This window comes from Janthinobacterium sp. BJB401, assembly GCF_013372745.1.
Lineage (GTDB): Bacteria > Pseudomonadota > Gammaproteobacteria > Burkholderiales > Burkholderiaceae_D > Janthinobacterium > Janthinobacterium rivuli.
The window spans coordinates 31,852-58,577 of sequence record NZ_JABXFH010000039.1 but is presented as its reverse complement, the minus strand read 5'-3'; the positions used below and the strand labels follow the sequence as shown (position 1 = coordinate 58,577).

Here is a 26,726-nt window from a genome sequence, read left to right as displayed (position 1 = left end):
ATCGACGCTCAACGTTTCTGTGCCGCCACCCTGGCGCACGCCGCGCACGGGCGCGGCCGAATCGTAGTCGCGTCCGATGGCCAGGCGGCAATACGCATCCGTCATCAGCCGCGCATGCGTGACGTCGATGCTGACCCAGCCCGCGAAATCCGTGTCCTCGGCCCACGCGTCGACCCAGGCGTGGCTGGCCGCGTGGCCCGTCGTGCCCGGATCGATGTAGCCGGACACATAGCGGGCCGGGATGCCCCAGGCGTGGCAGCAGGCGAGGAACAGATGGGCATGGTCCTGGCACACGCCGCGTCCCAGGGCCAGGGCGTCGCCAGCCGTGGTGGTGACCATGGTGGCGCCGCTTTCATACGCCACCTTGCCGACGATGTGCTCGGCCAGGCGCAGCAGATGGCCCGTGGCCGCCGTCACGCGCGGGTCCGGCAGGCTGGCGGCCGCCAGGTCGAGGATGGCGGAATCGGCCTGCGTCAGGGCCGTCGGCATGGTAAACAACAGGGGCGACAAGGTGTCGATCAGGTTCAGCCGTCCTTTGTGCGGGTAGATGGTTTCCACCACGCCCTGCGCCACCAGGCTCAGCGACTGATGGCTGCCGTTAATCGTCAGCATGTGCGACAGATTGCCGTAGGCATCCGTGTAGGCGTGGCACCGGCCGGGCGTCGTGATTTGCCAGGACAATGCCCGCTGCTGCGGCTCGATACGCGGCGTCAGGTGCAGTTGCTGGATGGTGTAGGCCAGCGGTGCGCTGTAGGCGTACTCGGTTTCGTGGCGGATGGTGAGCTGCATCAGGCCGCCAAGGGAACGAGGAAGTCGCGGCTGACCCGGTTGCCCAGGTCATTGATGTTTTCCAGAAACTCCGTCAGGGTCAGATGCAAGCCCGCCTTCATGATGTCGTCGATATGGCCGAATTTCAGTTCCGCGTGCAACTTGCCGGCGAAACGTTCCGTATCGGCCGAGACATCGTTGCGGATATGCTTGAGATTTTCCACCACGTCATCCATGCAGGCAAGCAAGGACCTGGGCATGTCGCCGCGCAGCATCAGCAACTCCGCCACCCGCGCCGGGGTGATCACGTCGCGGTAGACCTTGCGGTAGATCTCGAAGCCGGACACGGAGCGCAGCAGGGCCGCCCAGTAGTAAAAATCGCGCTGGGTGATGTCTTTCGACGTATCGCGCGCGCCGTGGAACTTCACGTCGAGGATGCGCGCCGTGTTGTCGGCCCGTTCCAGGAAAGTGCCCAGGCGAATGAAGTGGATGGCCTCGTCCTTGAGCATGGTGCCCAAAGTGACGCCGCGCGACAAATGCGAGCGGTACTTGACCCATTCGAAGAACTGGCTGGGATCCGTTTCCAGCAGATTGCTTTTCAAGCGCTTCTGCATGTCGAGCCAGGTGGCGTTCTGGATTTCCCACACTTCCGTCGTCAAAGTCCCCCGCACGGCGCGGGCGTTTTCGCGCGCGCCCGTCAGGCAGGCGAGGATGGATGAGGGGTTGTTCGGGTCGCGCACCATGAAGTCGAGCACGTCGCGCGTGTGGAAGCGGCCATATTTGTGGTCGTAGGCGCTTTGCAGCTCGGAAATGCCCAGGGTGGCGCGCCAGCCTTGCTCCGCGTCCTGCTCGGACTGGGGCAGCATCGACGTCTGCATGTTAACGTCGAGCATGCGCGCCGTGTTTTCCGCCCGCTCCGTGTAGCGGGCCATCCAGAATAAATGATCGGCTGTGCGGCTCAGCATGTTTTCTCTCCTGCAAAAGCTGCTTTTTCTTCTGATAATGTGGCTTCCAGTACCCAGGTATCCTTGGTGCCGCCCCCTTGCGAGGAGTTGACCACCAGCGAGCCTTCACCGAGCGCCACGCGCGTCAGGCCGCCGGGCACCATGGAAATCGTCTTGCCGGACAGCACGAACGGCCGCAAATCGATGTGGCGCGGCGCGATGCCGGCCTCGACATACGTGGGGCAGGCGGACAGGGCGAGTGTTGGCTGGGCGATGTAGCCGCCCGGATTGGCCAGCAGGCGCTGGCGGAAGTCCTCGATCTGCGCCATGCTGGACGCCGGCCCCACCAGCATGCCGTAGCCGCCCGCGCCATGCACTTCCTTGACGACAAGTTGCGCCAGGTTCGCCAGCACGTAGGACAAATCGGCCGGTTTGCGGCACTGGTACGTGGGCACGTTGTTGAGTATCGGTTCCTGCGACAGATAGAACTTGATCATGTCGGGAACAAAAGGATAGATCGACTTGTCGTCGGCCACGCCCGTGCCGATGGCGTTGGCCAGGGTCACCCGGCCGGCGCGGTACACGGACAGCAGGCCCGGCACGCCCAGCGAGGAATCGGAACGGAAGGCCAGCGGATCGAGGAAGTCGTCGTCCACGCGGCGGTAGATCACGTCCACGCGTTTTGGACCGCGCGTGGTGCGCATGTACACCGAGTTATCGTTGACGAACAAATCCTTGCCTTCGACCAGTTCCACGCCCATTTGCTGGGCCAGGAACGCATGTTCGAAGTAGGCGGAGTTGTACATGCCGGGTGTCATGACGACGACCGTCGGGTCATCGACGCCCATCGGGGCGACGGAGCGCAAGTTGTCGAGCAGCATGTCCGGGTAATGGTCGACAGGGGCGATGCGGTTGCGGGCGAACAGTTCCGGGAATAGCCGCATCATCATCTTGCGGTCTTCCAGCATATAGGACACGCCGGACGGCACGCGCAGGTTGTCTTCCAGCACATAGAATTCGCCCTGGCCCGCGCGCACGATGTCGACGCCGGCGATGTGGGCGTAAATGTCGGAGGCGACGGAAATGCCCTGCATTTCCGGGCGGTACTGGGCATTCTTGTAGATTTGCTCGGCAGGAATGATGCCCGCCTTGATGATGTTTTGCTCATGATAAATATCATGGATAAACATGTTCAAGGCTTGCACGCGCTGCACCAGGCCCGTCTGCATCTGCGCCCATTCCGTGGCGGGAATGATGCGCGGGATGGTGTCGAACGGAATCAGGCGTTCCGTGCCGGCATCGTCGCCATACACGGCGAACGTGATGCCGACCCGGCGGAACGTCAGGTCGGCTTCCGCCCGCTTGCGGGCGATGGTCTCGGGGGATTGCTGCTCCAGCCAGTTGCTGAATTCACGATAGTGTTCACGTACCTTGCTGTCCGTACCCACTTCATTTGCAGTCATTTCATTGAAAAAATTTGCCATGTTGTGATTTCCCTTGAGCCGTGTCTGACTATAGCTCAGCAGGAAACGTGCCAATGCCGCACACCCGAAAGTATGTAGAAAATGACCATTTTTGTGGCGTAAAACCGTCATCCGCACCGCTTTGGTGCGCTACGGTGTCGATTCTGCAGGGCTATGGGGCGCGGGGCGGGTGAAATCAGGCGTCCGGCGTGACGAAGGGACGGCAATCGACGGGCAGGTCGATGGTAAACGTGGTGCCCGTTTCCGGCGCACTGTCGACCAGCGCGCTGCCGCCATGGCTTTCCGCCACGTTTTGCACGAAGGGCAGGCCGATGCCCCAGCCGGGAGCGCTGCCCTGGTGTTCGCGGCGCAGGTATTCGAAGATGCGCTCGGTCTGCTCGGGCGCGATAGTGCTGCCCGTGTTGTGCACCGTGAGTATCATGCGTTCGCGCAGGGTGTTGACGTGGATATGGATGGGGCCGTCGTCGCCGTACTTGAGGGCATTGCCCACCAGGTTTTCCAGGGCCCGGCGCAGCGAATTTTCGCACCACCAGCCGGTGACGGACGCGCCCGTCACTTGGCACTTGCCCGGATGGCCCGTATTCACGCTGTCGGCCACCTGCTGCGCCAGCGGCAGGATATCGAAGCGATGCAAGACCAGCGGCAGTTTCTGCCCCCGGTGGTAGCTGAGCGTATCGAGCAATTCCTGGATCATGTCGTCGAGGCGCTTGCCGTGTTCGATGATTTTCGATGCCAGGGCCGGCACGTCGACCTGCTGCGCGCGCCGCTGCAGCAGCTGGGCGCTGTTGAGCATGACGGAGAGGGGATTGCGCATGTCGTGCGACAGGCCGGCCGCGATGCGCCGCTGGAAGCTTTCATGCATGGCCGTAAATTCCAGGATGGCTTCGCGGATGCCCGTGTCGATCGAGGCATTGATCACCTTCCAGTCGCGGCGCCGCAGCGGCACGCCCGCGTCGAGGGCGGCCTCGGCGAAACAGTCGCGGAAGATCTGGTATTCCTGGATCACCTGTTCCGGGCCATAACTGGTCATGCGCGCCCGTTCGTTGCCATGCACGGCCGGGGCGTTGGTGTTGCTGGTGGCATCGTCGCGCGGATAGCCTGGCGTCAGCGCCTCGGCCAGGTTATCGAAGAAAGTGGGCAAGGTATTGATCAGGATGGGCGTCAGCAAGGCGTCGGCGCCGCGTACCTTGGCGCGCACCTCGTGTTCCCACTGTGTCAGCACGGCATCGCGCATGCTGAAGAGCCGCCGCGTTCGCGCGGGCATGTCCAGCGTGTGCATTTTCTGGTCAGAGGCATAGGTCATCGTAGCTCTCCCTGGACAGCTCGGCATCCGCGCCGTGCATCGGCGGGAGCTAAAGTATCCTCCAAATCGGCGTGCAGGTGGTGTTCAATTCGGCGCGTCGACGCCTGCAATGACGGCGCTCAAATGGCTGAGGGTCGTATCCCATTGTTCCAGCGAAAAGTTCTGCGGATCGTCATGACCGTTCGCAAAACCTGTGTCGATCACGGCGTGGAAGGCGGGGATCAGCCACGTGCCCTTGCGCACGCTGGCGGCGATGTACAGCAAGGCCAGGCGCTCGTATTGCGCGGGCGTAAAACCGGGATCGGGCGCCAGGCCGTCGTTGCCCTTGCCGCCGCCGGGCACGGAGTGGCGCGGCTGCACCAGTTCCACGTGCAGGAACAGGCCCGCCAGCGACGGCTTGTCCTTTTCCAGCTTGCTGGCGTAGCTGGCCGTGCCGAAGTCGCGCACCAGCAGGGAGCCGCCCAGGCGGTTCACGTACACATGGCCTTTCGGACCGCCGCCCAGCGCCGGATTGCGTAGATTGAAATCGTTGAAATCCCAGCTGGCGTCGTTGATGTGATCGGGAATGGGTTCCAACAAAAAATTCGGGTAGCTGGTGTCGTGGATGACGAAATAGCGGGCCATCGGTGCGGCCAGCCGGCCCACGGCGCGCGACAATGGCGCGTCGACGGGGCCGCCCACATCCGCCTCGGCGATCCCCTGTTCCGCCAGCCAGGCCCGCAACCGGGCCGGGGCGATGCCCGTGCGCTGGCCGATGCGGGCGGCAAGAAACGCCGGCAGCGGCGCGCTGTCGCCCAGGCGCGCATACAGTTTGACGGGACGCAGCAAACACGTGGCTTGCGCCCGCGCATCACCCTTGAAGCCGCTTTTCCAGGCGGCGTACGGACAGGCGGCCTGCTTCTGGGCGGCAGCGGGCAGAGACAGGCAGAGCAGGAGCAGCAGGGCAGGGAGTCGTTTCATGCGGCATTGTCGCCCAAGCGCGGCTTGCGGCACAGGCGCGCACGCGAAAAAAAAGCTGCCCGAGCGCAGCTTTCGCGGTGCGACAGAGCGCGCGGCCTTTAAAACGCCACGCTGGCCGAGACGACCACGGTGCGCGGCGCGGCCAGCACCAGCGAGCCGATATTGAAGGACGACACGGCCGACGACCAGTAATTGCGGTCCGTCACGTTGTCCACGCGGGCGCGCAAGGTCACGTCACGGCCTGCCACTTGCGTCAGGTAGCGCGCGCCGATATCGAGGCGGGTCCACGATGGCAGTTGCTTGGTGTTGGCCTGGTCCGCGTATTGCGTCGAGGTGTAGATGGTGCGGGCGTTCAGGGTCAGGCCTGGCGCGCCGGGCACGTCCCATTCGCCGCCCACGCTCATCTGCGTTTCCGGTGCGCCAATGGGTTTCTTGCCATTATTCTCGGCCATGCCGGTATTGCTGAGCTTTGCATCGAGCCAGGTCAAGCCGCCCAGCAGGCGCACGCCCTGCATCGGCGTGCCGAAAACCGACAATTCCAGGCCACGGTTGCGCTGCTCGCCATCGAGTTCGGCCCGCTTGCCGACCACGGCCAGCAAAGGCTTGGCCGTGCTGAACAGTGCGGCGCTCATGCCCAGCTTGCCGCCGTCATATTTGACGCCGATTTCCTTTTGCTTCGATTTGTACGGCGCAAACACGTCGCCCATGTTGTCGACATTGAGCTGCTGGCCGTTTTCCACATACGTTCCAGTGGCCGTCGGACCTTTGACCAGCGCCTCGATGTAGTTGGCGTACAGCGACACGTTCCGGTTCGCCTTGAAGACGATGCCAGCCACGGGCGTCGTGGCGCTCTCGTCATAGGCCTTTCCTTGCAGCACCGAAGTGTTGTAGTCGTAGCCGGCATCCTTGATCTGCTGGCGGCGCAAGCCCACGGTCAGCAGCAGCTTGTCGTCCAGGAAGGCCATGGTGTCAGCCAGGGCATAGCTGTTGAGGATGGTTTTCTGGGTGATGCGCGGGTCGCTCATGATGCCGCCCGGGTAGGGCGTTGGCGGCGGGGCCACGCTGACCGGCGCATAAATATTGGTGGCAAACTTGTCGCCGATGGCATAGGCGTTCTTCGCCTCATTCCAGTGCCCGGACCAGCTGGCCACCAGGGTGTGCTTGACGGCGCCCGTCACGAGCTTGCCGCGAATACCCAGTTCGCCCGTGCGGATCTCCTGTTTGCGGGCGTTGTCAAAGCGCGACACTGTGGCGTCGCCATTGCTCGAGGTCAACGACGGCTCGGCAAGGCTATTGGCTTCCTTGGTCGAACGTGAACCAAATGCGGCCCAGGCCACGACATCCTTGGCCAGGTCCACCTCGGCGCGCGCCGTGCCGAACACATCGTGTTCCTTCGAATAGCTCCATGGCTGGGCAAAGTTCTTCGACGCATCGGGCGCGGATGGCAGCACGGCCACGCTGCCTATGCCGACGGAGGGGCGCGGCGCCGTCAGATCGAAATTCTGGTAGCCGGCATCGGCCGACAGGCGATAGCTGCTGCCGCGGTAGTCGAGGCCCACCGAAAACATGCCCACGTCGTGGTCTTCGCGCTTGATGCCGGTCTCGCCCTGGCGCTTGGCGGCGTTGACGCGCACGCCGAATTCCTTGTTTTCGCCAAAGCGGCGCGCCACGTCGATGGCCGCATAGGCGTGTCCGCCCGATTCCACGCCCACGGTCAATTCCGTCAGCGGCGTGTTGCCGGCGCGCTTGGGCATCAGGTTGATGGCGCCGCCGATGCCGCTGCCGCCAGGTGCCGCGCCGTTGAGGAAGGCGCTGGCGCCACGGAACACTTCCACGCGCTCAAGCAATTCCGGCGATACATATTGGCGCGGCAGCACGCCGTACAGGCCGTTGTAGGCCACATCATCGGAATCGAGGGCGAAACCGCGGATCACATACACTTCCTGGAAATTGCCATAGCCGCGCGACATGCGCACGGCCGGATCGCTCTGCAGCAGGTCGCCCACGCTGCGCGCTTGCTGGTCGGCGATGAATTGCTGCGTGTAACTGGTGCTGCCGAATGGCGTGTCCATCATGTCCACATTGCCCAGCAAACCCAGACGCCCGCCGCGCGCCACCTGGCCGCCCGCATACGCCTTCGACAAGCCTTCCGCCGACGCATCGGCCGACGCGTTGACGACCACGGTCGGCATGCTTTGCGCGTCGCCGGCCGGTGTGGTGGACGTGGTTTGGGCGTGGGCGGCGGCGCTGGCCAGCAGGAAGGCGGCCAGGGCGAACGGGGTAGGGACGAGGTGGAAGGTGCGCATGGTGTTATCTGGATATTAATGAGAATGATTATCATTATATTCCAGCGTGGCGCAGCGCGTGAGAAAGTGTGACAAAGCGATCAAAAAAGTCGCCATTCGTACAACACCGGGCACGCCAGGGTGCCGGAATCTGGCGGAAAAAGGCGCGCCAAACGATACCTTGTGGATTTATTAATGCGCATATCCAAGTTTCGCTAAAATGGACCACCGCGCCCCGCGCCCACAGGAAACCGCATGCCATTGCACCACCATCTACAGTCCGCTTCCATGCGTATGCGGGAGGGCTTGAGCCTGAAAGGCGCGGCCGTCGCGCTGATCCTGTGCATGCACGTGCTGGGCCTGTATTTTCTGCTGCTGCCGGCGCGGCAACTCAAGCAATACACGGAAGTGGCGTTCATGACCTTGCTGCCGTCCCGGCCAATGGCGCAGACGCCGCCGATGGCCTTGCCCATGCCCATGCCGGCTCCCTTGCCGCGCGCGCGGGCAACGGCACCGCCCGTCGCGCCGTCCGCCATCCTCGAACCACCCCCCGTCATAGTGGAGGCCATCACCGTGCCGGGCGAAGAGTTTCCCGCTGCGCCTGCCACGTCGCCTTCCACGGCGGACTTGCGCACGCGCGCCCGGCTGGCCGCGGGCGCCGCCGACAAGGCCTTGCGCGGCGAGCTCAAACAAGACCAGCCGTGGCTGGCCTCCGCCGACCTGAAGAGCGAAAGCACCTTCCAGAAGCTGGTCGCCTCCGCCTGGCGCGGCGGCCCCGTCATCCGCGTGGAGGAATTCCTCACGGCCGATGGCCGGCCCGCCACGCGCGTCGTCAGCGCCGGCGGCGCCACCTGCTATGGCATGGCCGACAATCCCGGCTCCGGCGCCGATCCGGCCAGGACGGGCGGCAAGGTGAAACGTGTGCCTTGCCCCGGTTGAGCCGACCTGACTATCTTCGTCGCGCCGCCCTACGCATGATGCAAGCGTGATCCATGCCGGGCAAAGACCGCACGGCGTGCAGGGTTTTAGGGGTGGTAATAGGGTATGCCACCCCCGGCAGGGTCTCAAATATGCTAAGTTGCGTCTGCAATTCATGTGACACGACCCAGGACGCCCATGCTCCCCGAACTCCTCATCCTCGCTCCCAGCCCTTCGGCAGCCGTCAACGCGCAGCTGGACCAGCAATATACCTGCCACCACGCCTGGCAAGTGCCGGCGCAAGAACGCCACGCCTGGCTGGCCCAGCGGACGCCGTCCATCCGCGGCGTCGTGACGACGGGCGCGCTGGGCTTGAACGCGACCGACATGGCCTTGCTGCCGAATCTGGAAATCATCGCCGTCAATGGCGTGGGTCTCGACGGCGTGGCGCTCGATGTGGCGCGCGAGCGCGGCATCGCCGTCACCACCACGCCGAACGTGCTGACGGATGACGTGGCCGACGTGGCGTTGGCCCTGCTGCTGGCCAGCGCGCGGCACATTGTGACGCTCGACCGTTTCGTGCGCGACGGCGGCTGGGAACGCCGTGAAGCCATCGCCCCCGCGTCCAGCCTGCGCGGCAAGACGGCCGGCATCTTCGGTTTCGGCCAGATCGGCCAGGCCATCGCGCTGCGCCTGGCCGCTTTCGGCGTCCATGTGCGCTACTTCCAGCCGCGCGCCATTCCCGGCACCGACGTGCCGCGCGCCGATTCCTTGCTGGCCCTGGCGCAGGAAAGCGATTATCTGATTGTCTGCGCGCCGGGCACGCCCGCCACGCGCAAGATCGTCGACCGCACCATACTCGAAGCGCTCGGTCCGCAAGGCACCCTGATCAACATCGCCCGCGGCGCCCTCATCGACGAAGTGGCCCTGATCGCCGCCTTGCAGGATGGCCACCTGGGCGCGGCAGGTCTCGACGTGTTTGCGGACGAACCGCGCGTACCAAACGCCTTGCGCGCCTTGCCCAACGTCGTGCTGACGCCGCACGTGGGCAGCCTGACCGTGGAAACTCGCCATGCGATGGGGCAACTGGTGGTCGATAACCTGGCCGCGCACTTCGCCGGCTTGCCCTTGTTGACACCCGTAAAGCCATAAAGTCCACGATGAACCGTTTTAATCAAGCTTGAATGAAAGAGTAGCTATGGAATTGACAAAATCGCTGTTGCGCACGCGCGGCGTGCAAGACAGCGGCAAGGTGGGCATGATCGAGCTGTTCTTCGATCTTGTGTTCGTGTTTGCCGTCACGCAACTGTCGCACGGCTTGCTGGCGCACCTGAGCGCCATGGGCTGGCTGCAGACGGGTTTGCTGCTGATGGCCGTCTGGTGGGTATGGATTTTCACGTCGTGGATCACCAACTGGCTCGACCCCGAACGCATTCCCGTGCGCATCAGCCTGTTCGCGCTGATGCTGGGCGGCCTGATCATGTCGGCCTCGATCCCCGAAGCGTTCGGCACGCGGGGCCTGGCTTTTGCCGGCGCCTACGTCGCCATGCAGGTGGGGCGGCCCCTGTTTGCCTGGTGGGCCGTGCGCCATGAAACGCTGTCGCGCCGCCGCAATTTCCAGCGCATCGCCCTGTGGGCCGTGTTGTCCGGCATCTTCTGGATCGCCGGCGGCCTCGCGTCGCCCGAGCAGCGCATCTTCTGGTGGATGCTGGCACTGGCGATCGACCTGGCCGGCCCCTGGATGCAATTCGGCCTGCCTGGCCTGGGCCGCTCGACGACGGCCGACTGGGACGTCGACGGCAGCCACATGGCCGAGCGCTGCGGCCTGTTCGTCATCATCGCCCTCGGCGAATCGTTGCTCGTGACGGGCGCCACCTTCGCGGGCCTGGAATGGACGGCCGCCAACTGGCTGGGCTTTTTGTCGGCCCTGGTCGGCAGCATCGCCATGTGGTGGATATACTTTGATACGGGCGCCGAGGCGGGCCACCACCGCATCGCCCACTCGAAGGATCCGGGCCGCATCGCCCGCAAGGCCTACACGTATATCCACGTGTTGATCGTCGGCGGCGTGATCGTCAGCGCCGTGGCCGATGAACTGGCCCTCGTGCATCCTGATGAGGCGAGTTTTGCCGGCATCAGCGCCTTGCTGGGCGGCCCGATCCTGTATCTGCTGGGCAATGCGCTGTTCAAATGGGTCAGCAGCGACCGTTCCACGCCGCCGCTGTCGCATCTGCTGGGCATTTTGATCATCCTGGCGCTGATCCCGATGGCGTATGGACGGCTGTATGCGCCCCTGCCCCTGGCCTGCATCACCAGCTGCGTGCTGGTCCTGGTGGCCGTGTGGGAACATATGGCGCTGCGCCGTCCGCCACCGGAGATTGATCCCTGATGCTTGCTTAGCCGGGCGGCGTGATGCCGTCCGGATCGCTGCGCGTATCGAGCTGCAGCTGCAAGAACGCCAGATCCAGCCAGGCGCCGAACTTGGTGCCCACCTGGCGCATCAATCCCACTTCCTCGAAGCCCAGCTGCTTGTGCAGGGCGATCGAGCCGGCATTGCCCGCCTCGATGCCCGCCACCATCACGTGCTTGCCCAGGCCGCGCGCCCGCGCGATCAATTCCGTCATCAAGGCCTTGCCGACGCCGGCGCCGCGACTATCGGCGCGCACGTACACGGAATGCTCGACCGTATGACGGAAGCCTTCGAACGGGCGCCAGTCGCCGAACGAGGCGTAGCCAGCGACAGTTCCTTCCGCATCGATGGCGACGAGCACCGGATAGCCGGCCCGCTGACGGTCGGCCAGCCAGGCGGCGCGGTTGGCGGCATCGACCGTCCGTTCATTCCAGATGGCCAGGGTGTTGCTGACGGCATCGTTGTAGATGGCCAGGATGGCTTCGATGTCGCCCGCATGGGCATCGCGTATCTGCATGTTGATTTCCTCGCAAGGCGTCTACTATAATGGACAAAGCATAGATTGCCGCTCGCACCTTGTCCAATAAAATCCGAATGGAAGCAGATATATGTCCACTAAACCAGACGAATTGAATCAGCGCATCGGCGCCAGGGTGCGCCTCGAGCGGGAAAACCTGGGCTGGTCGCTGACGGACCTGGCGGCCCGCTCGGGCGTGTCGCGCGCCATGGTGCACAAGGTGGAGCGGGGCGACTGCAGCCCTACGGCCACCTTGCTGGCGCGGCTGTCGGGCGCCTTCGACCTGAGCATGTCCGAGCTGATCGCCCGCGCCGAGATGCGGGCCGGGCGCTTGCTGCGCAAGCTTGAGCAGCCCGTGTGGGTCGACCCGCAGAGCGGCTATGTGCGGCGCCACGTGTCGCCCGCGTCCGACATGCCGCTCGACCTCGTGCATATTACCTTGCCGCCCGGCGCCGTGGTGGCCATGCCGGCCGCCGCCTATGTGTCGCGGCGACAACTCATCTGGTCGCTCAGCGGCAGCCTCGTGTTTATCGAAGGGGAGACCCGCCACGTGCTGGACGAAGGCGACTGCCTGGAACTGGGGCCGCCCGCCGACTGCGTGTTTCGCAATGAAACGGCCAGCGCCTGCACCTACGCCGTGGCGGTCTTGAAGAACAGCTGAAGTTAAACCAGCGCGTCCGCGCGCAGCTGGGCGATGAAGGCGCGCGCGGCGGGCGCCTGTTCGTGGCGGCGGAAGGCGACTGCGATTTCCGAGCTGATCTGCGGCCCTGCCAGTTCGCGAAAGCACACGCCAGGCAATTGCACGCTGGCCATCACGGAATGGGGCACGATGGCGCAGCCCACGCCCAGCGACACTTCCGTCAGCACGGCCACCAGACTGCCCGGGCGCGACACCACCTGCGCTGCAAAGCCGCCGCGCCGGCTCACTTCCAGCGTACCCAATTCCTGTTCCGGCACGATGAACGCCTGCTGCGCCAGCGCGGCCGGTGCCGCCACATCAAGCAAGGCCAACGGGCTGTCCGCCTGCACGGCCAGCACGAAGCGGTCGCGCAGCAAGACCACGCTGTCGATGCCTTCCGGCAAGTGCAGCGGCGGGCGCACGAAGGCCAGGTCAACCCGGCCCTGGTCCAGCAAGCCGGGCAGGGTATCCATCGCGGTTTCGCGCGCGCTGATGTGGATGCCGGGGTGGCTGGCGCGAAAGCGGGCAAACTGGTCTTGCAGCACGCCGGAATACGCGGCCGAGGCCACGTAGCCGATTTCCAGCCGTCCCAGTTCGCCCCGTCCGGCCCGCCGCGCCACTTCCTGCGCCTGCGCCAGTTGCCCCAGCGCGCGCGCAGCCTCGATGACGAACAGTTCCCCGGCGGCAGTCAGGGACACGGCGCGCTTGCTGCGCTGGAACAAGCGCGTGCCCAGCAGCAGCTCCGTTTCCTGCACCTGCTTGGTCAGCGCGGGCGGAGAGATGCCCAGCTCCGCGGCCGCGCGCGCGAAGTGCAGGCTGTGCGCCACGGCCAGCACGCAGCGGAAGTGCCGCAGTTCCATGTCTTTGACTATATTCACCATCAGTGAATTATAAGGCGTCTGTCTTATAACAGGAAATAATACAAGCCTGCTTACAATCGAGGCATGAAGAATACCAACTGGACCTTATACACGTGCTCGGGCGTGTGCGCGCTGATCATGCTCGACACCAACGTCGTCGCCGTCTCCTTGCCGTCGATCGCCCGCTCGCTGAACGCCAGCTTCGTCGACGTGGAATGGGTGGTCAGCGCCTACATGCTGGCGTTCGCCTCATTTTTGCTGCCCGCCGGCAGCATCGCCGACCGCCTGGGACGGCGCAGGGTCATGCTGTATGGCCTCTCCGTGTTCGCGCTGGCGTCCCTGTTGTGCGGCCTGGCGTGGACGCCGTTCGTGCTCAACGTGGCGCGCGCCGTCAAGGGACTCGGCGCGGCGCTGCTGCTGACATCCGCGCTGGCCGTCATCGGCCACACGTTTCACGCGGAAAAGGAGCGGGCGCGCGCCTGGTCCGTGTGGGGCGCAGCCATGGGCGTGGCCATGACGGTGGCGCCCCTGCTGGGCGGCCTGATCACGAGCGCCATCAACTGGCGCTGGATTTTCTATCTGAACCTGCCCGTCGTCGCCATGTTGATGTGGCTGGTAAGCAAGCACGTGGACGAGTCGAAGGATGCCTCCAACGCCAGTTTTGATCCATTCGGGGCGCTGCTGTTTTCCGCCGGCCTGTTCGCCATCATCTGGGGCTTGATCGACGCCAGCGTGGCGGGCTGGTCCAGCCGCGCCACCATGCTGCGCTTTGCCGCGGGCGCGGCACTGCTGGCCGTGTTCATCGTCGTGGAACGGCGCCAGCGCGCGCCCATGGTCGATTTGTCGCTGTTCGGCCGGCGCGTGTTCGTCGGCGCCGTGCTGGGCATGTTCGGCTACGCGATCGCCGCGCAAGTGATGATGACCTTTTTGCCCCTGTATTTGCAGAACGCCTTCGGCTTTTCCGCCGTGCTGGCCGGCTGCGCCATGCTGCCGTTTGCCGTCGCCATGGTGGCGCTGTCACGTCTGGCGCCGCGCGCCATGCGGGTTCTGGATGATCGCGGCATTCTGGTGACGGGCTTGCTGATCGTCGCCGTGGGCAACGTGGCCACGGCCCTGGCCGCCTCCAGTTTGCAATATGGCTGGGTGGCGGCCGGCATGGTGGTCACGGGCGCGGGGGCCGGATTGCTCAATGGCACGACCCAGAAGGCCATCCTTGCCTGCATCCCGCGCGAACGCACGGGCATGGGTTCCGGCATCAGCACGACGACGCGCTTTGTCGGCATCGTGCTGGCCGTGGGCGCGCTGGGCGCCGTGCTGGCCATGCGCACGGCCGCTTCGTTCAACGAGCTGGCGTGGCTGCACGGCTTGAAAGCGTCGCCTGAAATGATAGGCCGCATCGTTGCAGGCAACGCGGCCGAGGCCTTCGGCCAGTTGCCGCCTGCGATGCAGGCCGTGGCGCAGGAAGCGGCGCGCCACGCCTTCATCGACGGCTTTGCCAGCGTGCTCTACCTGGCGGGCGGACTGGCGGCCGTGGTGGCGGCGCTGGTCTTCGTGCTGGCGCGGCCGCAGGAAAAAGTGTAACTGTTCAGTAAGTTCCGCGTGCGCGGCCTCTGCTTGTAATATGATGCCATCGAGCAATACATGGCAATCATATAACTACCGCAGGTAATCACATGCGCAGAAAACGGATCATCATTACCAGTGTGCTGGTGGCAGTCATCGGCGTGGCCGCTCCCTTGAGCCTGGCCTTCTATCTGTCGTCCGTGCGCGCCGAGCAGGGCGAGCAGGAGCGCCTGCGCCTGCTGGCCGGCTACGCGCTCGAGCGCGCCCACCGTTCGATCGCCTCGGCCAGCATGGCGCTGCGCAGCGCCGATGCGCTGGACTTGGCGCCGTGTTCGGAAGCCCATGTCCAGCAATTGCGCCGCATCACCATCACCACGCGCAGCATCGACGATATCGGTTATGTGGAAAACGGCTTGCTCAAATGCACGTCGAATGGCATCGAGGACGAGCGCATCGCCATCACGCCCGCCGACTTCACGCTGGACAATGGCATGGGCCTCGATTTCAACCTGCGCCCCGTCGTCAGCGGCGGCAAGCGCATGGTGGGGCTGTCTTACCGCGCCCATAAGGTGCTGATCGATCCCGTGCGTTTTTCCGACGTCATCGTCGACAACGACATCCAGATGGCCGTGGCCATCGGCAAGGGCGGCGTGCTCGACACTTTGCACCATCCGGACCCGGCACTGGTCAATACGCTGCTCGCCGGCACGGGGGCGAAGGGCGAGCTGGCGCACGAGGACAGCATCCATGCGATGCTGTACCGCGATGGCTTGACGGCCGTCATGATCGAGCCGCGCAGCAAGCTCAGCGAGAGGTTGCGCCGCGAACAGCTGCTGCTCTTGCCGCTGGGCCTGTTGATGGCCGCCTTCATCGTCGGCATCGTCGTGTGGCTGTCGCGCCGCCGGCTGTCGCTGCGCGGCGAATTGGAAACGGCGGTCGAGCGGCGTGAATTCTTTGTCCACTATCAGCCCATCATCGCGCTCGACACGGGCGTGTGCGTGGGCGCCGAGGCGCTGATACGCTGGCGCCGCCCCGACGGCAGCATGATACGCCCCGACCTGTTCATCCCCGTGGCCGAGGAGGCCGAACTGATACTGCCGATCACCGATCAGGTCATCGATTGCGTCATTGCCGACATGCGCGCCGCGCTGCTGGCCGACCGCGAGCTGCACATCGCCATCAACCTGTGCGCCAGCGACATCGAAACGGGCCGGGTGCTCGACGTGCTGGAACGCGCGCTGGACGGCACGGGCATCGAGGCGCAGCAGATCTGGCTGGAAGCGACGGAGCGGGGCTTCATCAACGTGGAAGCGGCCCGCGCCACCATCGAAAAGGCCAGGGCGCGCGGCCATGCCGTGGCCATCGACGACTTCGGCACCGGCTATTCCAGCCTGTCGAGCCTGCAAAACCTGCCGCTCGACGCCCTGAAAATCGACAAGTCGTTCGTCGACACCATCGGCACGGACGCGGCCACCAGCAGCGTCACGCCGCACATCATCGCCATGGCCCGCACCTTGAACATGCTGATCGTGGCCGAAGGCATCGAAACGCAGCAGCAAGCGGACTATCTGCTGGAGCGCAAGGTCGAATTCGGCCAGGGATGGCTGTTCGCGAAAGCGCTGCCGGCCGCGGAATTTCTCACCTTTTACCGGGCGCGCCGCGCGCCATCGTCCACATGAAACAGCCACGCTTTCCCTATCCCTTGCAGCCGCTGCGCGTCCCGGGCGGCTGGCACATCACCGTCAACACCCTGTTCGAGGTAGAAACTGGCCCCGATACGATGGAATGGTTCAGCAGCGCATTGCTGCTGTGGGGCAGCTGCCGCGACTCCGGTTACTGCTTCAACTCGCATTTTGAACCGGAGGACGATCCACAGGGCGAATTCGTGCTGGAGATGGGCAAGGTGGCATATGACCGCCACGGCAAGATCGTCCAGGGCAGCGACGCCTTCCTGGGCGAATTTCGCACGCGCAGCAAGGCGGAATTTGTCGCCCGGGTCGAGCAATTCATGCAAGACCCGGCAGCGTGATTTTTACGGCTTGCGCGGCAGAATGACGTCCTGCCCGCCTTGCTTGAGCACGGCACTGGCGATCTTGCCCGCGGCATCGCGCGTAAACGCCAGGTCCGCATCGATGGCGCGGAAAAAGAATTGGTCTTTCGCGCTGGCAAACAAGGGCGCCGATCCCATGCCCGTGCCGGCCGCTTCCAGGCCATTCTTGCCCAAGCTCACCGTCAACGTGAAATCCTTGTCCAATGGATACTCGCCCACGTACTCGGCCAGCGCGGCGCGCGGCAGCGCGATGGCCGCTTGCGGCTTCTTCAGCGGCGGCAGCGGTGTGCCGGGCAGCAGGGTGGACAGGCCCAGGGCGTCGACGTCGCGCGCCGTGTTCGTCAGCACCGTCACGCCCCGCTTGCCGTCCGTTGTGAACGCCGCATAACTGGCGTAGCCGCCCGTCTGGCCGCTGTGCCAGGCGTAGCTGTGGCCCTGTTTCTGCTCCAGCAGCCAGGACAGGCCGATTTTCGTGTCGCCGTCGGCCGCCAGCGGGCGCTGCGGCAGGATGGCCAGCGCATACGGGCGCAGCGGCTTGAACATATACGCTTGCAGGTAGGCGATCATGTCGCGCGCGCTCGAATACACGCCGCCGGCCGGCGCCACCACGTTCAAATCCCAGGCCGGTGTCGGCTCGCCCGACAGTAAATGGCCGGGCGCCAGGCGCGCCAGCATGCCGTGCGTGGGCTGGTTCGAGGTGGAACGCATGCCGAGCGGCACGGCGATGCGCTTTTGCAGCAGCGCTTCATAGCTGCTGCTCGCCTGTGCGGCCAGGGCCGTGCCCAGCACGGCGTAGCCGATGTTCGAGTAGTCAAATGCCGTGCCAGGCGCATGCGGCAGGTGGTAGGCGGCGAGAAATTGCCGCTGTTTCGCTTCCGTGTAGTCCGCATACGGGTTGGCCGTATCCTTGGGCGCGAAGTTGTCGGGCAGGCGCGGCAGCGAAGAATAATGCGTGGCCAGGTCGAGCAGGCTGATCGTCTTGCCATCGAAGGCGGGCAAGGTATAGCCGGGCAATAAAGTGGCCACCGGCTCGTCGAGTTTGACCTTGTTTTCGGCGACGGCGTCGGCCAGCAGCAAGGCCGTCATGGTCTTGGTGACGGAACCGATCTGGTAGACGGTGTCGGCGCCCGGTTTGATGTGCTTGCCGGCGTGTACGCTGCCGAAGCCGTAGACGGCGCTGTCCTTGCCGTCGATCACGGCGATGACGATGCTCGCGTGCATGCCCGTGCGCGTCAGTTCTTCCGCGCGCTGGCGCACGGCGTCGTCCAGCACGGGGGCGGCCAGTGCAGCGGTGCCAGCGAGGCAAAGGGGGAGGAGGGCGAAAGTGGGTGTCATGGGGAAACCTTGTCCAGGGTGGATCGAATGCACGCCGGCCCTTGCAGAAGGTGGCTGGCATGCCCGGTGCAGGATACGGCCCCAACATGAAGGCTTCCTGAGGTTTATGGCATTTTTGTCAGTATGCCAAGGCTTGCGCTTGCGCATTTTTCAGCCATGGGCGCGTCCAGCAAACCCGCCAGCTGCGCGCGCATGTCGGCGGACATACATTGCAGCAATTCGCCGCGCCGGCGCGCATCGGCGCGTTTCTTCGACGGCACGGCGGCCAGCTCCGGCGCCCGGTAAGCCGCGCAGGGCAAGTGATAATTACCGTCGCGCATGCGCAAGGCGTGCAATTCCTGCCACACATGGTCGTAATCGGCGGCGATATGGCGGCGGCGCCGCGCATTCAGGGCGCTGCGGTTGTCGTTGCTGATCAAGAACAGGTTATTGCAGGCAAAAAAATCGCCGAAATCGCGCAAGGCCGTCACCATCAGGTTTTTCGGGCGGCAACCGTGCAGCGCCCGCGTGGCTTCCTTGACGGCCAGCTTGCCCGCTTCCGAGCGCAAGCCTTGCAGAGCGCCCAGCTGCAGCGAGACGCCATCGGCGCGCGGCAGGAATAAAAAACTGGCCAGGTAGAATGGCTGGCCGTCGCGCGTCAGGCGCAGGCACAGTTCGCCTTCGCGGTAGCTGTCGTGGATGGCCGTCAGCTGCAAGCGGTACAGCGCCCCATCCTTGCCGTCAAACGCGGCCAGCACCACCGCTTGGCGCGCGGCCCGCTCGACCAGGGTGCGCGCGCCCGCTTGCCACAGGAAACGGTAATGCCCTTCCAGCAAGGCCAGGCGGTCCGTGCAACCGAGTTGGCGCGAGGCGTACGGGCGGTAGATCTTGAAGCGCAAACAAGGATGCAGCTGCGCCAGCGAATTCAGGCCCGGCATGCTGCCCAGGAAGGCTTGCCAGCGCGTGCGCTGGCGTGGAAAGAAGAGGGCGCCCAGCGCCGCTTTCAGGCGGTGTCCGCTGGCACGGCGGGGTAGGGCGGCGCCGTGGCGCAGGGATAAAGCGATGTCAGTCATGGTTCAGCCGGAAAATGGCAGGCGCTGCACAATGAGAGCCTTGCCAATCTGAATGCTACGTGGGCCGGGTGAATTTCATATTAAGACGCTGTTCCATCCATATTTAGAGGATGACAACTAAACATTTGCCTTTTAGTAATACTGGCGCTTATTCTCCCTGCTCGCCAACCCGATGACTGATGCCTTTCATGAACCACCGCCAATTGCTTGTCATTCCCATGCTGCTTGCCGCACTGGCCGCCCACGCGCAAGACCGCACGGCCGATCCCCTGGGGCCCTTGGCCCAATGCATCAATCGCAGCGAGTTTCAGTTCAGGCAGCAGGACCGCCTGCCCGCCCACGTGACGACGCGCAGCGTCAAGCTGGCAACGGGTGAGGGGCAGGTATCGGTGGCCGACGGCTATCGGCTGATGCTGTTCCACAAGAGCAGCTTGCCCTTCGTGAACCTGAAGATCGAACGCAGCGCTGAAGGCAGGTTTGCCGCCGACCGTGACACGATCCTGGCGCAAATGCAGCAGATGTCCGCCAACAGCAAGCCGCCACAGCTGGTGCCGCTGGAAACGGACACGCGCCAGGGCGTGGAAGTGCTAGGATTGAATAACCCGTATATCACGCAATCGTCGGGCGTGATCAGCGTATACACCTTGCTGCATGCCGCCAGCGGGACGGTCGCCACCGCCTACCTGCTCAATCAGCCGGCAGACAAGCGGGAATTCGCGACGGATGCGCAGTACCAGGCTTTGCGCGACCAGTTCCTTGCCGCGCTGGTTCCCTGCATGGCCAACCCAGCGCAGTAAGGCGCGCGCGCGGTGAAGGAGATGCCAGCCATGAACGAACCGTGCACGCCGCCCGAAGATGTGGCGGAGAATGCCGCCTCCGCCGCCAGCCAGCTCGATGCGAAAATCGCCTCGCTGGCGCACTGGCGCGGCAAAACCCTGGCCAGCGTGCGCGCGCTGATACGCGCCGCTGTGGCCCTGAACACGTCGACGACACCAAAACGGACCACTACTTGAGACATTATCTGTATATCTGGCACGATCCGGCCGAGCGCATGCTGGTCGCTTCCGGCATTGAATTCAAGGATTGTATTGCTGCCCTCGGCAAGGCGGATGGCATCGTGCTGCGCAGGGGCAGTGCCGGCACGCTCAAAAAGCCTGCCGCCTGGCAGACCTTGACGCGGCAGCAACTGCCAGCCCTGGCGCACGAAGATATCCATGCCTGGGGCAGCCATGCCTGGGCCGATTGGCAGGGTGCGCCGTCCGCTTCCGATGATGCGCACGTGGCCGCGATGCTCGGCCACCATGGCGCGCTCGCGCCGCTGCCCGCCTTGCGCAGCCGCTTCCTCGCCTTTGCCCACGACGACGGCTGGTATCTGAAACTGTTTTATGGAGAATGGGATGACGCTGCGGCCTTGCTCGCTGGCGCCATCGCGCCAAGCCTGGGCACGCTCGACATGGAGGCGCTGCAACAGGGAGCCGACGGCTACTGGCTGCAAGACGGCGTGCTCCAGGTGGAGCTGAAAACCCATGATATCGACAGCGTGCTGAACCGCCGCCTGTAAGGAATGGATAACGCGCCAGCCATGTGCCTGATTCGACCTTTCGCCAGCGGGGACACGCAGTCCTGCACCGCCATCCTGGCCCTGGCCGGGCGCGACGCCTTCGGCCCGGTCGCCGGCAGCGTCGTTTTCACGGCGGCGACGCAGGGCGAAGCCATCCTCGTTGCCGAGTCCGATGGCAGCGTCACCGGCTTTGCCGCCGTGTACACGGGCGACGCCCCGGAGTACTTCCTGCACCATTTGTACGTGCACCCGGCGCACAGCGGCCTGGGCATCGGCGCGCACCTGCTGGCGGCCGTTGTCGCCCGCTTCGGCCCTCACCTGAGCCTCAAGACGCAGCTGGCCAATACGGGTGCGCGGCGCTTTTATGCGCGCGCGGGCTGGATCGAAGACGCGGCGGACAGCGGCGTGGACGCCATGGGCGCGTGGGTACGGGTGCGCTACCAGGCCGGGGCACCTGTGCGATGAAGGATCCAGGTGCGATGGACCCGGCCCTGGCGAGAATGATGGGCTGGTTCCTGATCCTGCTCGCCATTTCGGCAGGCTATTTTTCCTTCTGGCGCGCGTACGACAAGCTCACGTCGCCCGCATGGCCCGTGGCCAACGCCGAAATCGTACGCAGCAGCATGTATCAGCGTACGGGCAAGTCGCAGGACTGGTGCGTCAAACTAAGCTACCGCTACAGCGTGGATGGCAAGGTTTACCGCAGTTCGCGCATCGGTGTTTCGCGCATCGGCAACACCGGCTGCCACCGCAACCAGTCCGTCACGGCCTGGCGCCTGGCCAGCATGGCGCCAGGCGCGCACATCCGCGTGCATTTCCGGCCGAGCGCCCCGAACGAGACCGCCGTGTTTCTCGCCGGCCTCGATTTCCTCGATTATTTTGGCGTTGCCGTGGCGCTCGTCCTGTTCGTGGTGGGCGTGTCGGAAGCCCGCAAGCGAGCGCCCCCAGCCTGATCCGCTCCGCCAAACGTGGTATCCATGGCTCGACATCCATGCCCCGGTCGTCATATGGGAAAACGATGACCGCACATTGCCGAAGTCCGTTGCGAGCGCGCACCAGCGCGCGCATTGCAGGCGGCTTTTCGGCAGTTCAAATGGAACGCTGAGATAACATACTCGTCCCCGCCGGCCGTCATCGGGCAGGTGATTAGTGGGGCAAGCCCTGGAAACTGGCGCTGCCCGTTCTGGGACCAGCATATACATCCCAGGCCATGTAACCGGTTCAAGCATCGCGCTGCTCCTTGTCGTGCAGCGCCAAGCGCGCCGCCATGCCGGCATTGTCGCGCAACAAGCCGTCGCGCTCCTGCGCCCATGCTTCCATTTTCTGCTGCGATAGTTGCCCATTTTCCGCCAGCATGTCGAGCTGCCGGTCTTGCGCGGCCAGCGCCACCTTGGCGTCGTTCAGCGCCAGCAGGGCCGTATCGAGCTTGGCCAGCAGGGCGTCGGCCGACGCGGCCGCCTGCAGGTATTGAAATTCGAACTGGTCGCGCTCGGGACGCACGGTGGCCAGCGCTGCGCGGTCGGCGGCCGCTTCGTCAGCCAGGCGCGCGTGCTCCGCCTGCAACTGCGCCAGCCGCATGTCTTGCTGCACAAGGTTGGCTTGCTGGCCCTGCAAACGCTGCTGCAGCTGGGCGTTTTCCTGCTCCAGCCTGCTTTCCCGCTGCTGTGCCTGGGCCCGTTCCTCGCTGCGCTGGGTGGCAGCCGCTTCCTGATAATGGTCGAACTGCGAACGCACCTGCGCCAGCTGGCGGTTCAGGGCGGCGATGTCCTCGCCCCGGTCGGCCAGACGCTGCGTCAGGCCCGCGTTATCGCTGTGCAAGGTGGCCAGGGTGACGGCGCGAAAATGGTGTTCTTCCTTCAGTTGCGCCAGTGCGTGCTGCGTGGCGCGCAATTCCTGGGTGAGGGCGGCGCGCGCCTCCGTCAGTTTCAATCGTTCCATTTCCGTCTTTTTCAATTTTTCCAGCGCCGCGTCGAGTTCGGCGCGATTCTGCTGCATGCCCGTTTCCAGCTGCTGCGCCACGTCGCGCTGCTGTTTTTCATAGACGCCGCGCATCGCTTCCATCAGCTCCGCCGGCAAGCCCGCTTCCGTTTTGACGGCGCCCGCGCCCTGGAACTCTTCCTTCCAGCGCTTGAGCAGGGGAGCGATGGTGCTCTTGCTGCCCGTGCTGCCCAGCGCTTCGCGCACGCTGTCGACCGTGGGATTGCGCCCATCGGCAGTGACGATTTGGGCTGCTTTCATAACATCAGAGTACAGAATGCCGGTACGGGCCATAAAACCACCTATGAGCGAAATTTAGTAACGTATTACATGATACGTAATATCGCATAAGATTACGATATAAATTTTTGCGTTCCTTGAAAAATATAAGTCACGATAAGATTGCTTATCGCGTGTTATGGGGGTGTTTGGCATGCTATTCTGTGTGTCTCCCAGTACAAAACCGCGATTTCGCCGCCGCCATGCCTGATTTGCCCCTCTCGAAACGCCGTGCCGCCGTGTCAAAAAGCATCGCCACCGCCACCGCGCCCTTACACGGCGCCCTGATCGATGCGGAGCTGACCGCGCGTCACCAGGCATTTCTCGCCGCCGCCACGTCCGATAACACGCGCCGCACCTACCGTTCCGCCATCCGCCACTTCCAGGCCTGGGGCGGGGCGCTGCCCGCCGACGAGTCCACCGTCATCCGTTACCTGATGGCGTATGCGGACAGCCTGAACGCCCGCACCCTGGCCCTGCGCCTGACGGCCCTGTCGCAATGGCATGTGTACCAGGGCTTTGCCGACCCCGCGTCCACGCCCACCGTGCGCAAAACCCTGGCCGGCATCGCCCGCCTGCACGGCAAGCCAAAGAAAAAGGCCAAGGCCTTGCCATTGGAAGATCTGGAAACGATCGTGTCCAGACTGGCCGCGCTGGGCAAGGTCAAGGCCTTGCGCGACAGCGCCTTGCTGCAGCTGGGCTTTTTTGGCGGTTTCCGGCGCAGCGAACTGGTGGGGTTGATGCTGGAAGACGTGAGCTGGGAGCCGCAGGGCATGGTCATCACCTTGCCCCGCTCGAAAACGGATCAACTGGGGGAGGGCATCGTCAAGGCGATTCCGTTCGGTGACGGCGTCTGCTGTCCTGCCACGGCCTTGCGCGCCTGGCTGGCCGCCGCGCACATCCGCACGGGCCCGCTATTGCGCACGGTGAACCAGTGGGGGCACGTGGGCGCGAAGGGATTGCACGCGAGCAGCATCAACACGATACTGGAGGGCTGCGCCAGGCTGGCGGAGCTCGATTACGTGCCGGAACTATCGAGCCACAGCCTGCGCCGCGGCATGGCCACCAGCGCCCACCGGGCCGGCGCCGATTTCCAGGCCATCAAGCGCCAGGGCGGCTGGCGCCACGACGGCACCGTGCATGGCTATATAGAAGAGGCAGGACGCTTCGAGGAAAATGCGGCCGGGAGTTTGTTGAAGGCGAAGAAGAAGGCGGCGGGCTGAGGCGCCCGACGACACCGTGCAGCGGAGCGCCAGTTGACCGATTGTTATCCCACATTCAACTGATGACATACCCGAGCAAATACAGTGCAAACGTAAAGACTGCCAGCAGCAAGAGTCTGCTCAGTTTTTTAGATGTGGTCACGCCGGGCTTTGCGCTAAGCCATCCCGTCACCATAAAAATGAACGATGGGCCAAGAAGATAGGCGACAAGCGCGGCAGTGACCCACCAGGATACCGAACACGGCCCTATTTCGTAGCAAGCGCTGGAGTCGTGGCGCAACAGCTTGACATGAAACCAGAACGGCAGGTGACTGCCAGCGACCGTTGCAGCCCAGCTTGTTAGCAGTCCAGCAATAAGAAACCCTACTGATAAGCCGATACGTTTCACTTGACCTCCCAAAACAGGATGACGCTCGCGTTGCTCAAGTCCGAGTAGCCAATCGAGGTGCCGGGAATATGAGCACTTGATACGCCAATTCTTCTGCCCACCACCGCGATGAAACCTTCAGCGCCAGAGACCGTCATTCGCTTGCCATTCCAAAAATCAATATAGCCTCCGCTTGCGCTGTCGGGTGCTTCCCCATCGCGAGTCCAGTCAGCATGAAACATGATGATAGCGGTGCGCGCCTTGACCTTGGATTCCCACTCCTTGCCGGTGACGTCCTCGGGCTTATTTGGCAAGCCGCAAAAGGCTGTAGTTTATTGAAGGCGAAGAAGAGGGCGGCGGGTTGAGGGTGTCCGCCAGCGCGTCCGGTTGAATGGGTGACTGGGTTTATTCAGGCAATTCCGGGATGAGCAAAAGATCGAAATATTGCTCGCGCAGCTTGGCGAGCCGCGCCATCTGCGGCGGAACAGGACGCATCTGCAAAGCCTCCCGCATGTATTCCAGGCGAGACTCTGCATCATCACGGTGTTCCTCATCGGGTTTTATAAAGTAGTCGATTGCCTGCTCCTCTTGATATACCAGCTGCTCGAGCGAGTACCAACCGACGTAGTAGCCCAAATTAAAGAATTCCTCAAAGGACTCGGCGATCACTACGTTGTTTTCGTCTGCGGATGGCAGAGTCATTATGATAGGCAAAGTTCCGTTAGTGGATACAAAATCTTTGAGATAACTGTAATGGACACCGTCCCCGCCTGTGCTTGCAAAGGGAACGACGTTGGTAGGGGTGCACCAGTATTGCTCTTCTATTTGAATCATTTCCAGGATAAGGCCACAAGGCTCGAAGACCATATCGGCGGAAGTTTTAAACTTAATTGCGGCAGCATCAGCGACTTGATGCAGTTTTTCAAGCTGAACGGGTAGTTTCATATTTTTAGGCCCAACCTGTTAGACATTGCAAAACGACGAGTTAGCATGGGCGCCTGCGATGTAGCATCTCATGCTGTCGACTCAAGGATCCAGCATGGTTGAGTGTATGGCATCATTGCCTCTTTGGCAAGTAGGAGATATGCATGCAGCTTTGTGAGGCATTTAGAGGCAGCATACGCTGCGCCAACCCCGTCTTGCGGTGCGCGGGAAGCACACCGCCAAGCCAGCGATACAAAAAGCCATCCTCGTCCGCATTCCCAGCTTACAGCCTAGGGGCTGGCCGCAGCGCACATCCTTTCAGGGCCGCTTCGAGAAGGATGCGGCCGGCAGTTTATTGAAGGCGAAGAAGAAACCGGCGGACTGAGGCCGCCCCAAAAAAAGCATTGCGCTTGAAAATCAGGGATGTTGCTGCTTGTAGAGAAACCAGGTCAAGACTGCCATGACTGTCAGAGAGAATAGCGCGCTGATACACACTATCCGCGTTGCGTGATGCTTTCCAATCACTATCCCCAGAAGCGCGCCCCAGGCTATGGGCAAGGTCGCGTAGATGACGACCGACACGACCTTCAGCAAGTTGGAGCATGATTCGCGGCAAATATTGGTCTTGGCAACGACCTCAAACGCATGAGGCAGCATATCGAAGGCGATGCCAACCAGTAAGCCGAGGACAGCAATCTTTTTAACCATCGTTTGACCTCGGGCAGAATGGCTCAGTGTATGGCGTTGTTGCTCCCATGGCAAGCCAGGAGCACACGCCAGGCTTCCGCGGTGCTGCCAGGCCGTATCATGCGGCCGCCTGCTCCCGCGGGCGGATGATCATGCAGGTGGCCGTCGCGTGCGCGTACACTTTACCGGCTTCGTCGCGGATCGTGCCTTCGGAAATGACCAGGTTGCGTCCCGCATTGATGACCTTGCCTTCTGCAAACACCGTCACGTTGAAGGGCAGGGGGCGGCACATCTTGATGTTCAGGTCCGTCGTGCCGTAGCTTTCGCCGGCCGGCAAGACCGTGTGCGTGGCGCAGCCGGTGACCGTGTCGAGCACGGTGGCGGCGAATCCGCCATGCACGCCACCCATGGGATTGGTGTGCGTTTCATTCGCCGTGGCCGTGAAGACGACGCGGCCATGCTCGACCGTGTGCGCATCCATGGGCATGGTCTTGGAAATGCCGGGCCGTGGAAACAGGCCTTGCGCGAAAGCTTGCATCAGTTGCAAGCCGGTCATGTCGTTGGGGTGCATGGGTAACTC

29 protein-coding genes are annotated in these 26,726 nt (G+C 63.6%); 13 read left to right on the top strand and 16 right to left on the bottom strand.

Going from position 1 to position 26,726, the window contains the following annotated elements:
* From HWE17_RS21540 to HWE17_RS21515, 6 genes are all read right to left on the bottom strand, one after another.
* The coding region (locus HWE17_RS21540) for a transglutaminase family protein (RefSeq protein WP_176390175.1) at nucleotides 1-789 on the bottom strand (789 nt) is incomplete at its 3' end.
* Entirely contained in the window at nucleotides 789-1,733 is a 945-nt protein-coding gene (locus HWE17_RS21535) for an alpha-E domain-containing protein (protein WP_102297111.1), read from the bottom strand. The genes HWE17_RS21535 and HWE17_RS21540, both read right to left, overlap by 1 nt.
* Entirely contained in the window at nucleotides 1,727-3,196 is a 1,470-nt protein-coding gene (locus tag HWE17_RS21530; protein WP_176390174.1) for a circularly permuted type 2 ATP-grasp protein, read from the bottom strand. Before HWE17_RS21530 ends, HWE17_RS21535 begins: the two co-directional genes overlap by 7 nt.
* Before the next feature lie 175 nt (nucleotides 3,197-3,371).
* Complete coding sequence (locus tag HWE17_RS21525) at nucleotides 3,372-4,499, bottom strand: sensor histidine kinase KdpD (RefSeq protein WP_176390173.1); 1,128 nt, start codon at nucleotides 4,497-4,499, stop codon at nucleotides 3,372-3,374.
* A gap of 84 nt (nucleotides 4,500-4,583) precedes the next feature.
* Entirely contained in the window at nucleotides 4,584-5,459 is an 876-nt protein-coding gene (locus HWE17_RS21520; protein WP_176390172.1) for a hypothetical protein, read from the bottom strand.
* Nucleotides 5,460-5,557: 98 nt separating this feature from the next.
* Complete coding sequence (locus HWE17_RS21515; protein ID WP_035818826.1) at nucleotides 5,558-7,765, bottom strand: TonB-dependent siderophore receptor; 2,208 nt, start codon at nucleotides 7,763-7,765, stop codon at nucleotides 5,558-5,560.
* A gap of 234 nt (nucleotides 7,766-7,999) precedes the next feature.
* Between HWE17_RS21515 and HWE17_RS21510 the strand changes: the two genes are divergently transcribed.
* From HWE17_RS21510 to HWE17_RS21500, 3 genes are all read left to right on the top strand, one after another.
* Nucleotides 8,000-8,683 carry a hypothetical protein gene (locus HWE17_RS21510; protein ID WP_176390171.1) on the top strand — a complete coding sequence of 228 codons (684 nt, stop codon included), beginning with the start codon at nucleotides 8,000-8,002 and terminating at the stop codon, nucleotides 8,681-8,683.
* 177 nt (nucleotides 8,684-8,860) lie between these two features.
* The gene (locus tag HWE17_RS21505) at nucleotides 8,861-9,814 is read left to right on the top strand and encodes a 2-hydroxyacid dehydrogenase (RefSeq protein WP_176390170.1); all 954 of its coding nucleotides are present in this window, start codon (nucleotides 8,861-8,863) and stop codon (nucleotides 9,812-9,814) included.
* A 46-nt stretch (nucleotides 9,815-9,860) separates the two neighbouring features.
* On the top strand, nucleotides 9,861-11,051 hold the full coding sequence (locus tag HWE17_RS21500) for a low temperature requirement protein A (RefSeq protein ID WP_176390169.1): 1,191 nt from the start codon (nucleotides 9,861-9,863) through the stop codon (nucleotides 11,049-11,051).
* Between the two features lie 7 nt (nucleotides 11,052-11,058).
* Here HWE17_RS21500 and HWE17_RS21495 read toward each other — a convergent pair whose 3' ends face one another.
* Nucleotides 11,059-11,589 carry a GNAT family N-acetyltransferase gene (locus HWE17_RS21495; RefSeq protein ID WP_099401931.1) on the bottom strand — a complete coding sequence of 177 codons (531 nt, stop codon included), beginning with the start codon at nucleotides 11,587-11,589 and terminating at the stop codon, nucleotides 11,059-11,061.
* 91 nt (nucleotides 11,590-11,680) lie between these two features.
* On the opposite strand from HWE17_RS21495, the gene HWE17_RS21490 reads away from it, so the two are divergent.
* Entirely contained in the window at nucleotides 11,681-12,250 is a 570-nt protein-coding gene (locus tag HWE17_RS21490; RefSeq protein WP_176390168.1) for an XRE family transcriptional regulator, read from the top strand.
* A 2-nt stretch (nucleotides 12,251-12,252) separates the two neighbouring features.
* Here HWE17_RS21490 and HWE17_RS21485 read toward each other — a convergent pair whose 3' ends face one another.
* Nucleotides 12,253-13,149, bottom strand: a complete 897-nt coding sequence (locus HWE17_RS21485; RefSeq protein ID WP_255206341.1) for a LysR family transcriptional regulator — start codon at nucleotides 13,147-13,149, stop codon at nucleotides 12,253-12,255.
* Between the two features lie 63 nt (nucleotides 13,150-13,212).
* On the opposite strand from HWE17_RS21485, the gene HWE17_RS21480 reads away from it, so the two are divergent.
* From HWE17_RS21480 to HWE17_RS21470, 3 genes are all read left to right on the top strand, one after another.
* The gene (locus HWE17_RS21480) at nucleotides 13,213-14,709 is read left to right on the top strand and encodes an MFS transporter (protein WP_176390167.1); all 1,497 of its coding nucleotides are present in this window, start codon (nucleotides 13,213-13,215) and stop codon (nucleotides 14,707-14,709) included.
* A 92-nt stretch (nucleotides 14,710-14,801) separates the two neighbouring features.
* Nucleotides 14,802-16,370, top strand: a complete 1,569-nt coding sequence (locus HWE17_RS21475) for an EAL domain-containing protein (RefSeq protein ID WP_176390166.1) — start codon at nucleotides 14,802-14,804, stop codon at nucleotides 16,368-16,370.
* Complete coding sequence (locus tag HWE17_RS21470) at nucleotides 16,367-16,720, top strand: hypothetical protein (RefSeq protein WP_152598680.1); 354 nt, start codon at nucleotides 16,367-16,369, stop codon at nucleotides 16,718-16,720. Before HWE17_RS21475 ends, HWE17_RS21470 begins: the two co-directional genes overlap by 4 nt.
* Nucleotides 16,721-16,723: 3 nt before the next feature.
* Here the strand turns inward: HWE17_RS21470 and HWE17_RS21465 are convergent, their stop codons facing one another.
* Together HWE17_RS21465 and HWE17_RS21460 are read right to left on the bottom strand one after the other, a co-directional pair.
* Nucleotides 16,724-18,076 (bottom strand): serine hydrolase, encoded by a 1,353-nt coding sequence (locus HWE17_RS21465; RefSeq protein WP_176390165.1) that lies wholly within the window; start codon nucleotides 18,074-18,076, stop codon nucleotides 16,724-16,726.
* A gap of 104 nt (nucleotides 18,077-18,180) precedes the next feature.
* On the bottom strand, nucleotides 18,181-19,128 hold the full coding sequence (locus tag HWE17_RS21460; RefSeq protein WP_176390164.1) for a DUF535 family protein: 948 nt from the start codon (nucleotides 19,126-19,128) through the stop codon (nucleotides 18,181-18,183).
* Nucleotides 19,129-19,316: 188 nt separating this feature from the next.
* Here HWE17_RS21460 and HWE17_RS21455 point away from each other — a divergent pair, with 188 nt between their 5' ends.
* From HWE17_RS21455 to HWE17_RS21435, 5 genes are read left to right on the top strand one after another with little or no spacing between them, the layout of a single operon-like run.
* On the top strand, nucleotides 19,317-19,925 hold the full coding sequence (locus HWE17_RS21455) for a hypothetical protein (RefSeq protein WP_176390163.1): 609 nt from the start codon (nucleotides 19,317-19,319) through the stop codon (nucleotides 19,923-19,925).
* 30 nt (nucleotides 19,926-19,955) lie between these two features.
* Nucleotides 19,956-20,141: a hypothetical protein gene (locus HWE17_RS21450; RefSeq protein WP_176390162.1), complete on the top strand. Its 186-nt coding sequence runs from the start codon at nucleotides 19,956-19,958 to the stop codon at nucleotides 20,139-20,141.
* On the top strand, nucleotides 20,138-20,689 hold the full coding sequence (locus HWE17_RS21445; RefSeq protein WP_176390161.1) for a hypothetical protein: 552 nt from the start codon (nucleotides 20,138-20,140) through the stop codon (nucleotides 20,687-20,689). The genes HWE17_RS21450 and HWE17_RS21445 overlap by 4 nt, the downstream gene beginning before the upstream one ends.
* Before the next feature lie 21 nt (nucleotides 20,690-20,710).
* Nucleotides 20,711-21,154 carry a GNAT family N-acetyltransferase gene (locus HWE17_RS21440; RefSeq protein ID WP_176390160.1) on the top strand — a complete coding sequence of 148 codons (444 nt, stop codon included), beginning with the start codon at nucleotides 20,711-20,713 and terminating at the stop codon, nucleotides 21,152-21,154.
* Nucleotides 21,151-21,642, top strand: a complete 492-nt coding sequence (locus HWE17_RS21435) for a DUF3592 domain-containing protein (protein WP_176390159.1) — start codon at nucleotides 21,151-21,153, stop codon at nucleotides 21,640-21,642. Before HWE17_RS21440 ends, HWE17_RS21435 begins: the two co-directional genes overlap by 4 nt.
* Nucleotides 21,643-21,910: 268 nt before the next feature.
* Here HWE17_RS21435 and HWE17_RS21430 read toward each other — a convergent pair whose 3' ends face one another.
* Entirely contained in the window at nucleotides 21,911-22,927 is a 1,017-nt protein-coding gene (locus tag HWE17_RS21430) for a DNA-binding protein (RefSeq protein ID WP_176390158.1), read from the bottom strand.
* Between the two features lie 221 nt (nucleotides 22,928-23,148).
* Between HWE17_RS21430 and HWE17_RS21425 the strand changes: the two genes are divergently transcribed.
* Nucleotides 23,149-24,168, top strand: a complete 1,020-nt coding sequence (locus tag HWE17_RS21425) for a tyrosine-type recombinase/integrase (protein WP_255206340.1) — start codon at nucleotides 23,149-23,151, stop codon at nucleotides 24,166-24,168.
* Nucleotides 24,169-24,223: 55 nt separating this feature from the next.
* Here HWE17_RS21425 and HWE17_RS21420 read toward each other — a convergent pair whose 3' ends face one another.
* The 5 genes from HWE17_RS21420 to HWE17_RS21400 form a co-directional block, all read right to left on the bottom strand.
* The gene (locus tag HWE17_RS21420; RefSeq protein WP_152598682.1) at nucleotides 24,224-24,556 is read right to left on the bottom strand and encodes a hypothetical protein; all 333 of its coding nucleotides are present in this window, start codon (nucleotides 24,554-24,556) and stop codon (nucleotides 24,224-24,226) included.
* Nucleotides 24,553-24,849: a T6SS effector amidase Tae4 family protein gene (locus HWE17_RS21415; protein ID WP_176390157.1), complete on the bottom strand. Its 297-nt coding sequence runs from the start codon at nucleotides 24,847-24,849 to the stop codon at nucleotides 24,553-24,555. Before HWE17_RS21415 ends, HWE17_RS21420 begins: the two co-directional genes overlap by 4 nt.
* Nucleotides 24,850-24,940: 91 nt before the next feature.
* Entirely contained in the window at nucleotides 24,941-25,480 is a 540-nt protein-coding gene (locus HWE17_RS21410; RefSeq protein ID WP_035818853.1) for a hypothetical protein, read from the bottom strand.
* 396 nt (nucleotides 25,481-25,876) lie between these two features.
* On the bottom strand, nucleotides 25,877-26,167 hold the full coding sequence (locus HWE17_RS21405) for a hypothetical protein (protein ID WP_035818856.1): 291 nt from the start codon (nucleotides 26,165-26,167) through the stop codon (nucleotides 25,877-25,879).
* A gap of 97 nt (nucleotides 26,168-26,264) precedes the next feature.
* Entirely contained in the window at nucleotides 26,265-26,717 is a 453-nt protein-coding gene (locus HWE17_RS21400; protein ID WP_035818857.1) for a PaaI family thioesterase, read from the bottom strand.
* Nucleotides 26,718-26,726: the final 9 nt, after the last annotated feature.

Bases quoted from the DNA above. Each gene is read 5' to 3' on its own strand.
- HWE17_RS21530 (WP_176390174.1), bottom strand. From the start codon at position 3,196: ATGGCAAATTTTTTCAATGAAATGACTGCAAATGAAGTGGGTACGGAC.
- HWE17_RS21495 (WP_099401931.1), bottom strand. From the start codon at position 11,589: ATGCAGATACGCGATGCCCATGCGGGCGACATCGAAGCCATCCTGGCC.
- HWE17_RS21490 (WP_176390168.1), top strand. From the start codon at position 11,681: ATGTCCACTAAACCAGACGAATTGAATCAGCGCATCGGCGCCAGGGTG.
- HWE17_RS21400 (WP_035818857.1), bottom strand. From the start codon at position 26,717: ATGCACCCCAACGACATGACCGGCTTGCAACTGATGCAAGCTTTCGCG.
- HWE17_RS21510 (WP_176390171.1), top strand. From the start codon at position 8,000: ATGCCATTGCACCACCATCTACAGTCCGCTTCCATGCGTATGCGGGAG.
- HWE17_RS21525 (WP_176390173.1), bottom strand. From the start codon at position 4,499: ATGACCTATGCCTCTGACCAGAAAATGCACACGCTGGACATGCCCGCG.
- HWE17_RS21480 (WP_176390167.1), top strand. From the start codon at position 13,213: ATGAAGAATACCAACTGGACCTTATACACGTGCTCGGGCGTGTGCGCG.
- HWE17_RS21465 (WP_176390165.1), bottom strand. From the start codon at position 18,076: ATGACACCCACTTTCGCCCTCCTCCCCCTTTGCCTCGCTGGCACCGCT.
- HWE17_RS21500 (WP_176390169.1), top strand. From the start codon at position 9,861: ATGGAATTGACAAAATCGCTGTTGCGCACGCGCGGCGTGCAAGACAGC.
- HWE17_RS21475 (WP_176390166.1), top strand. From the start codon at position 14,802: ATGCGCAGAAAACGGATCATCATTACCAGTGTGCTGGTGGCAGTCATC.
- HWE17_RS21450 (WP_176390162.1), top strand. From the start codon at position 19,956: ATGAACGAACCGTGCACGCCGCCCGAAGATGTGGCGGAGAATGCCGCC.
- HWE17_RS21425 (WP_255206340.1), top strand. From the start codon at position 23,149: ATGCCTGATTTGCCCCTCTCGAAACGCCGTGCCGCCGTGTCAAAAAGC.
- HWE17_RS21430 (WP_176390158.1), bottom strand. From the start codon at position 22,927: ATGAAAGCAGCCCAAATCGTCACTGCCGATGGGCGCAATCCCACGGTC.
- HWE17_RS21485 (WP_255206341.1), bottom strand. From the start codon at position 13,149: ATGGTGAATATAGTCAAAGACATGGAACTGCGGCACTTCCGCTGCGTG.
- HWE17_RS21470 (WP_152598680.1), top strand. From the start codon at position 16,367: ATGAAACAGCCACGCTTTCCCTATCCCTTGCAGCCGCTGCGCGTCCCG.
- HWE17_RS21440 (WP_176390160.1), top strand. From the start codon at position 20,711: ATGTGCCTGATTCGACCTTTCGCCAGCGGGGACACGCAGTCCTGCACC.
- HWE17_RS21410 (WP_035818853.1), bottom strand. From the start codon at position 25,480: ATGAAACTACCCGTTCAGCTTGAAAAACTGCATCAAGTCGCTGATGCT.
- HWE17_RS21435 (WP_176390159.1), top strand. From the start codon at position 21,151: ATGAAGGATCCAGGTGCGATGGACCCGGCCCTGGCGAGAATGATGGGC.
- HWE17_RS21405 (WP_035818856.1), bottom strand. From the start codon at position 26,167: ATGGTTAAAAAGATTGCTGTCCTCGGCTTACTGGTTGGCATCGCCTTC.
- HWE17_RS21455 (WP_176390163.1), top strand. From the start codon at position 19,317: ATGAACCACCGCCAATTGCTTGTCATTCCCATGCTGCTTGCCGCACTG.
- HWE17_RS21460 (WP_176390164.1), bottom strand. From the start codon at position 19,128: ATGACTGACATCGCTTTATCCCTGCGCCACGGCGCCGCCCTACCCCGC.
- HWE17_RS21515 (WP_035818826.1), bottom strand. From the start codon at position 7,765: ATGCGCACCTTCCACCTCGTCCCTACCCCGTTCGCCCTGGCCGCCTTC.
- HWE17_RS21505 (WP_176390170.1), top strand. From the start codon at position 8,861: ATGCTCCCCGAACTCCTCATCCTCGCTCCCAGCCCTTCGGCAGCCGTC.
- HWE17_RS21520 (WP_176390172.1), bottom strand. From the start codon at position 5,459: ATGAAACGACTCCCTGCCCTGCTGCTCCTGCTCTGCCTGTCTCTGCCC.
- HWE17_RS21535 (WP_102297111.1), bottom strand. From the start codon at position 1,733: ATGCTGAGCCGCACAGCCGATCATTTATTCTGGATGGCCCGCTACACG.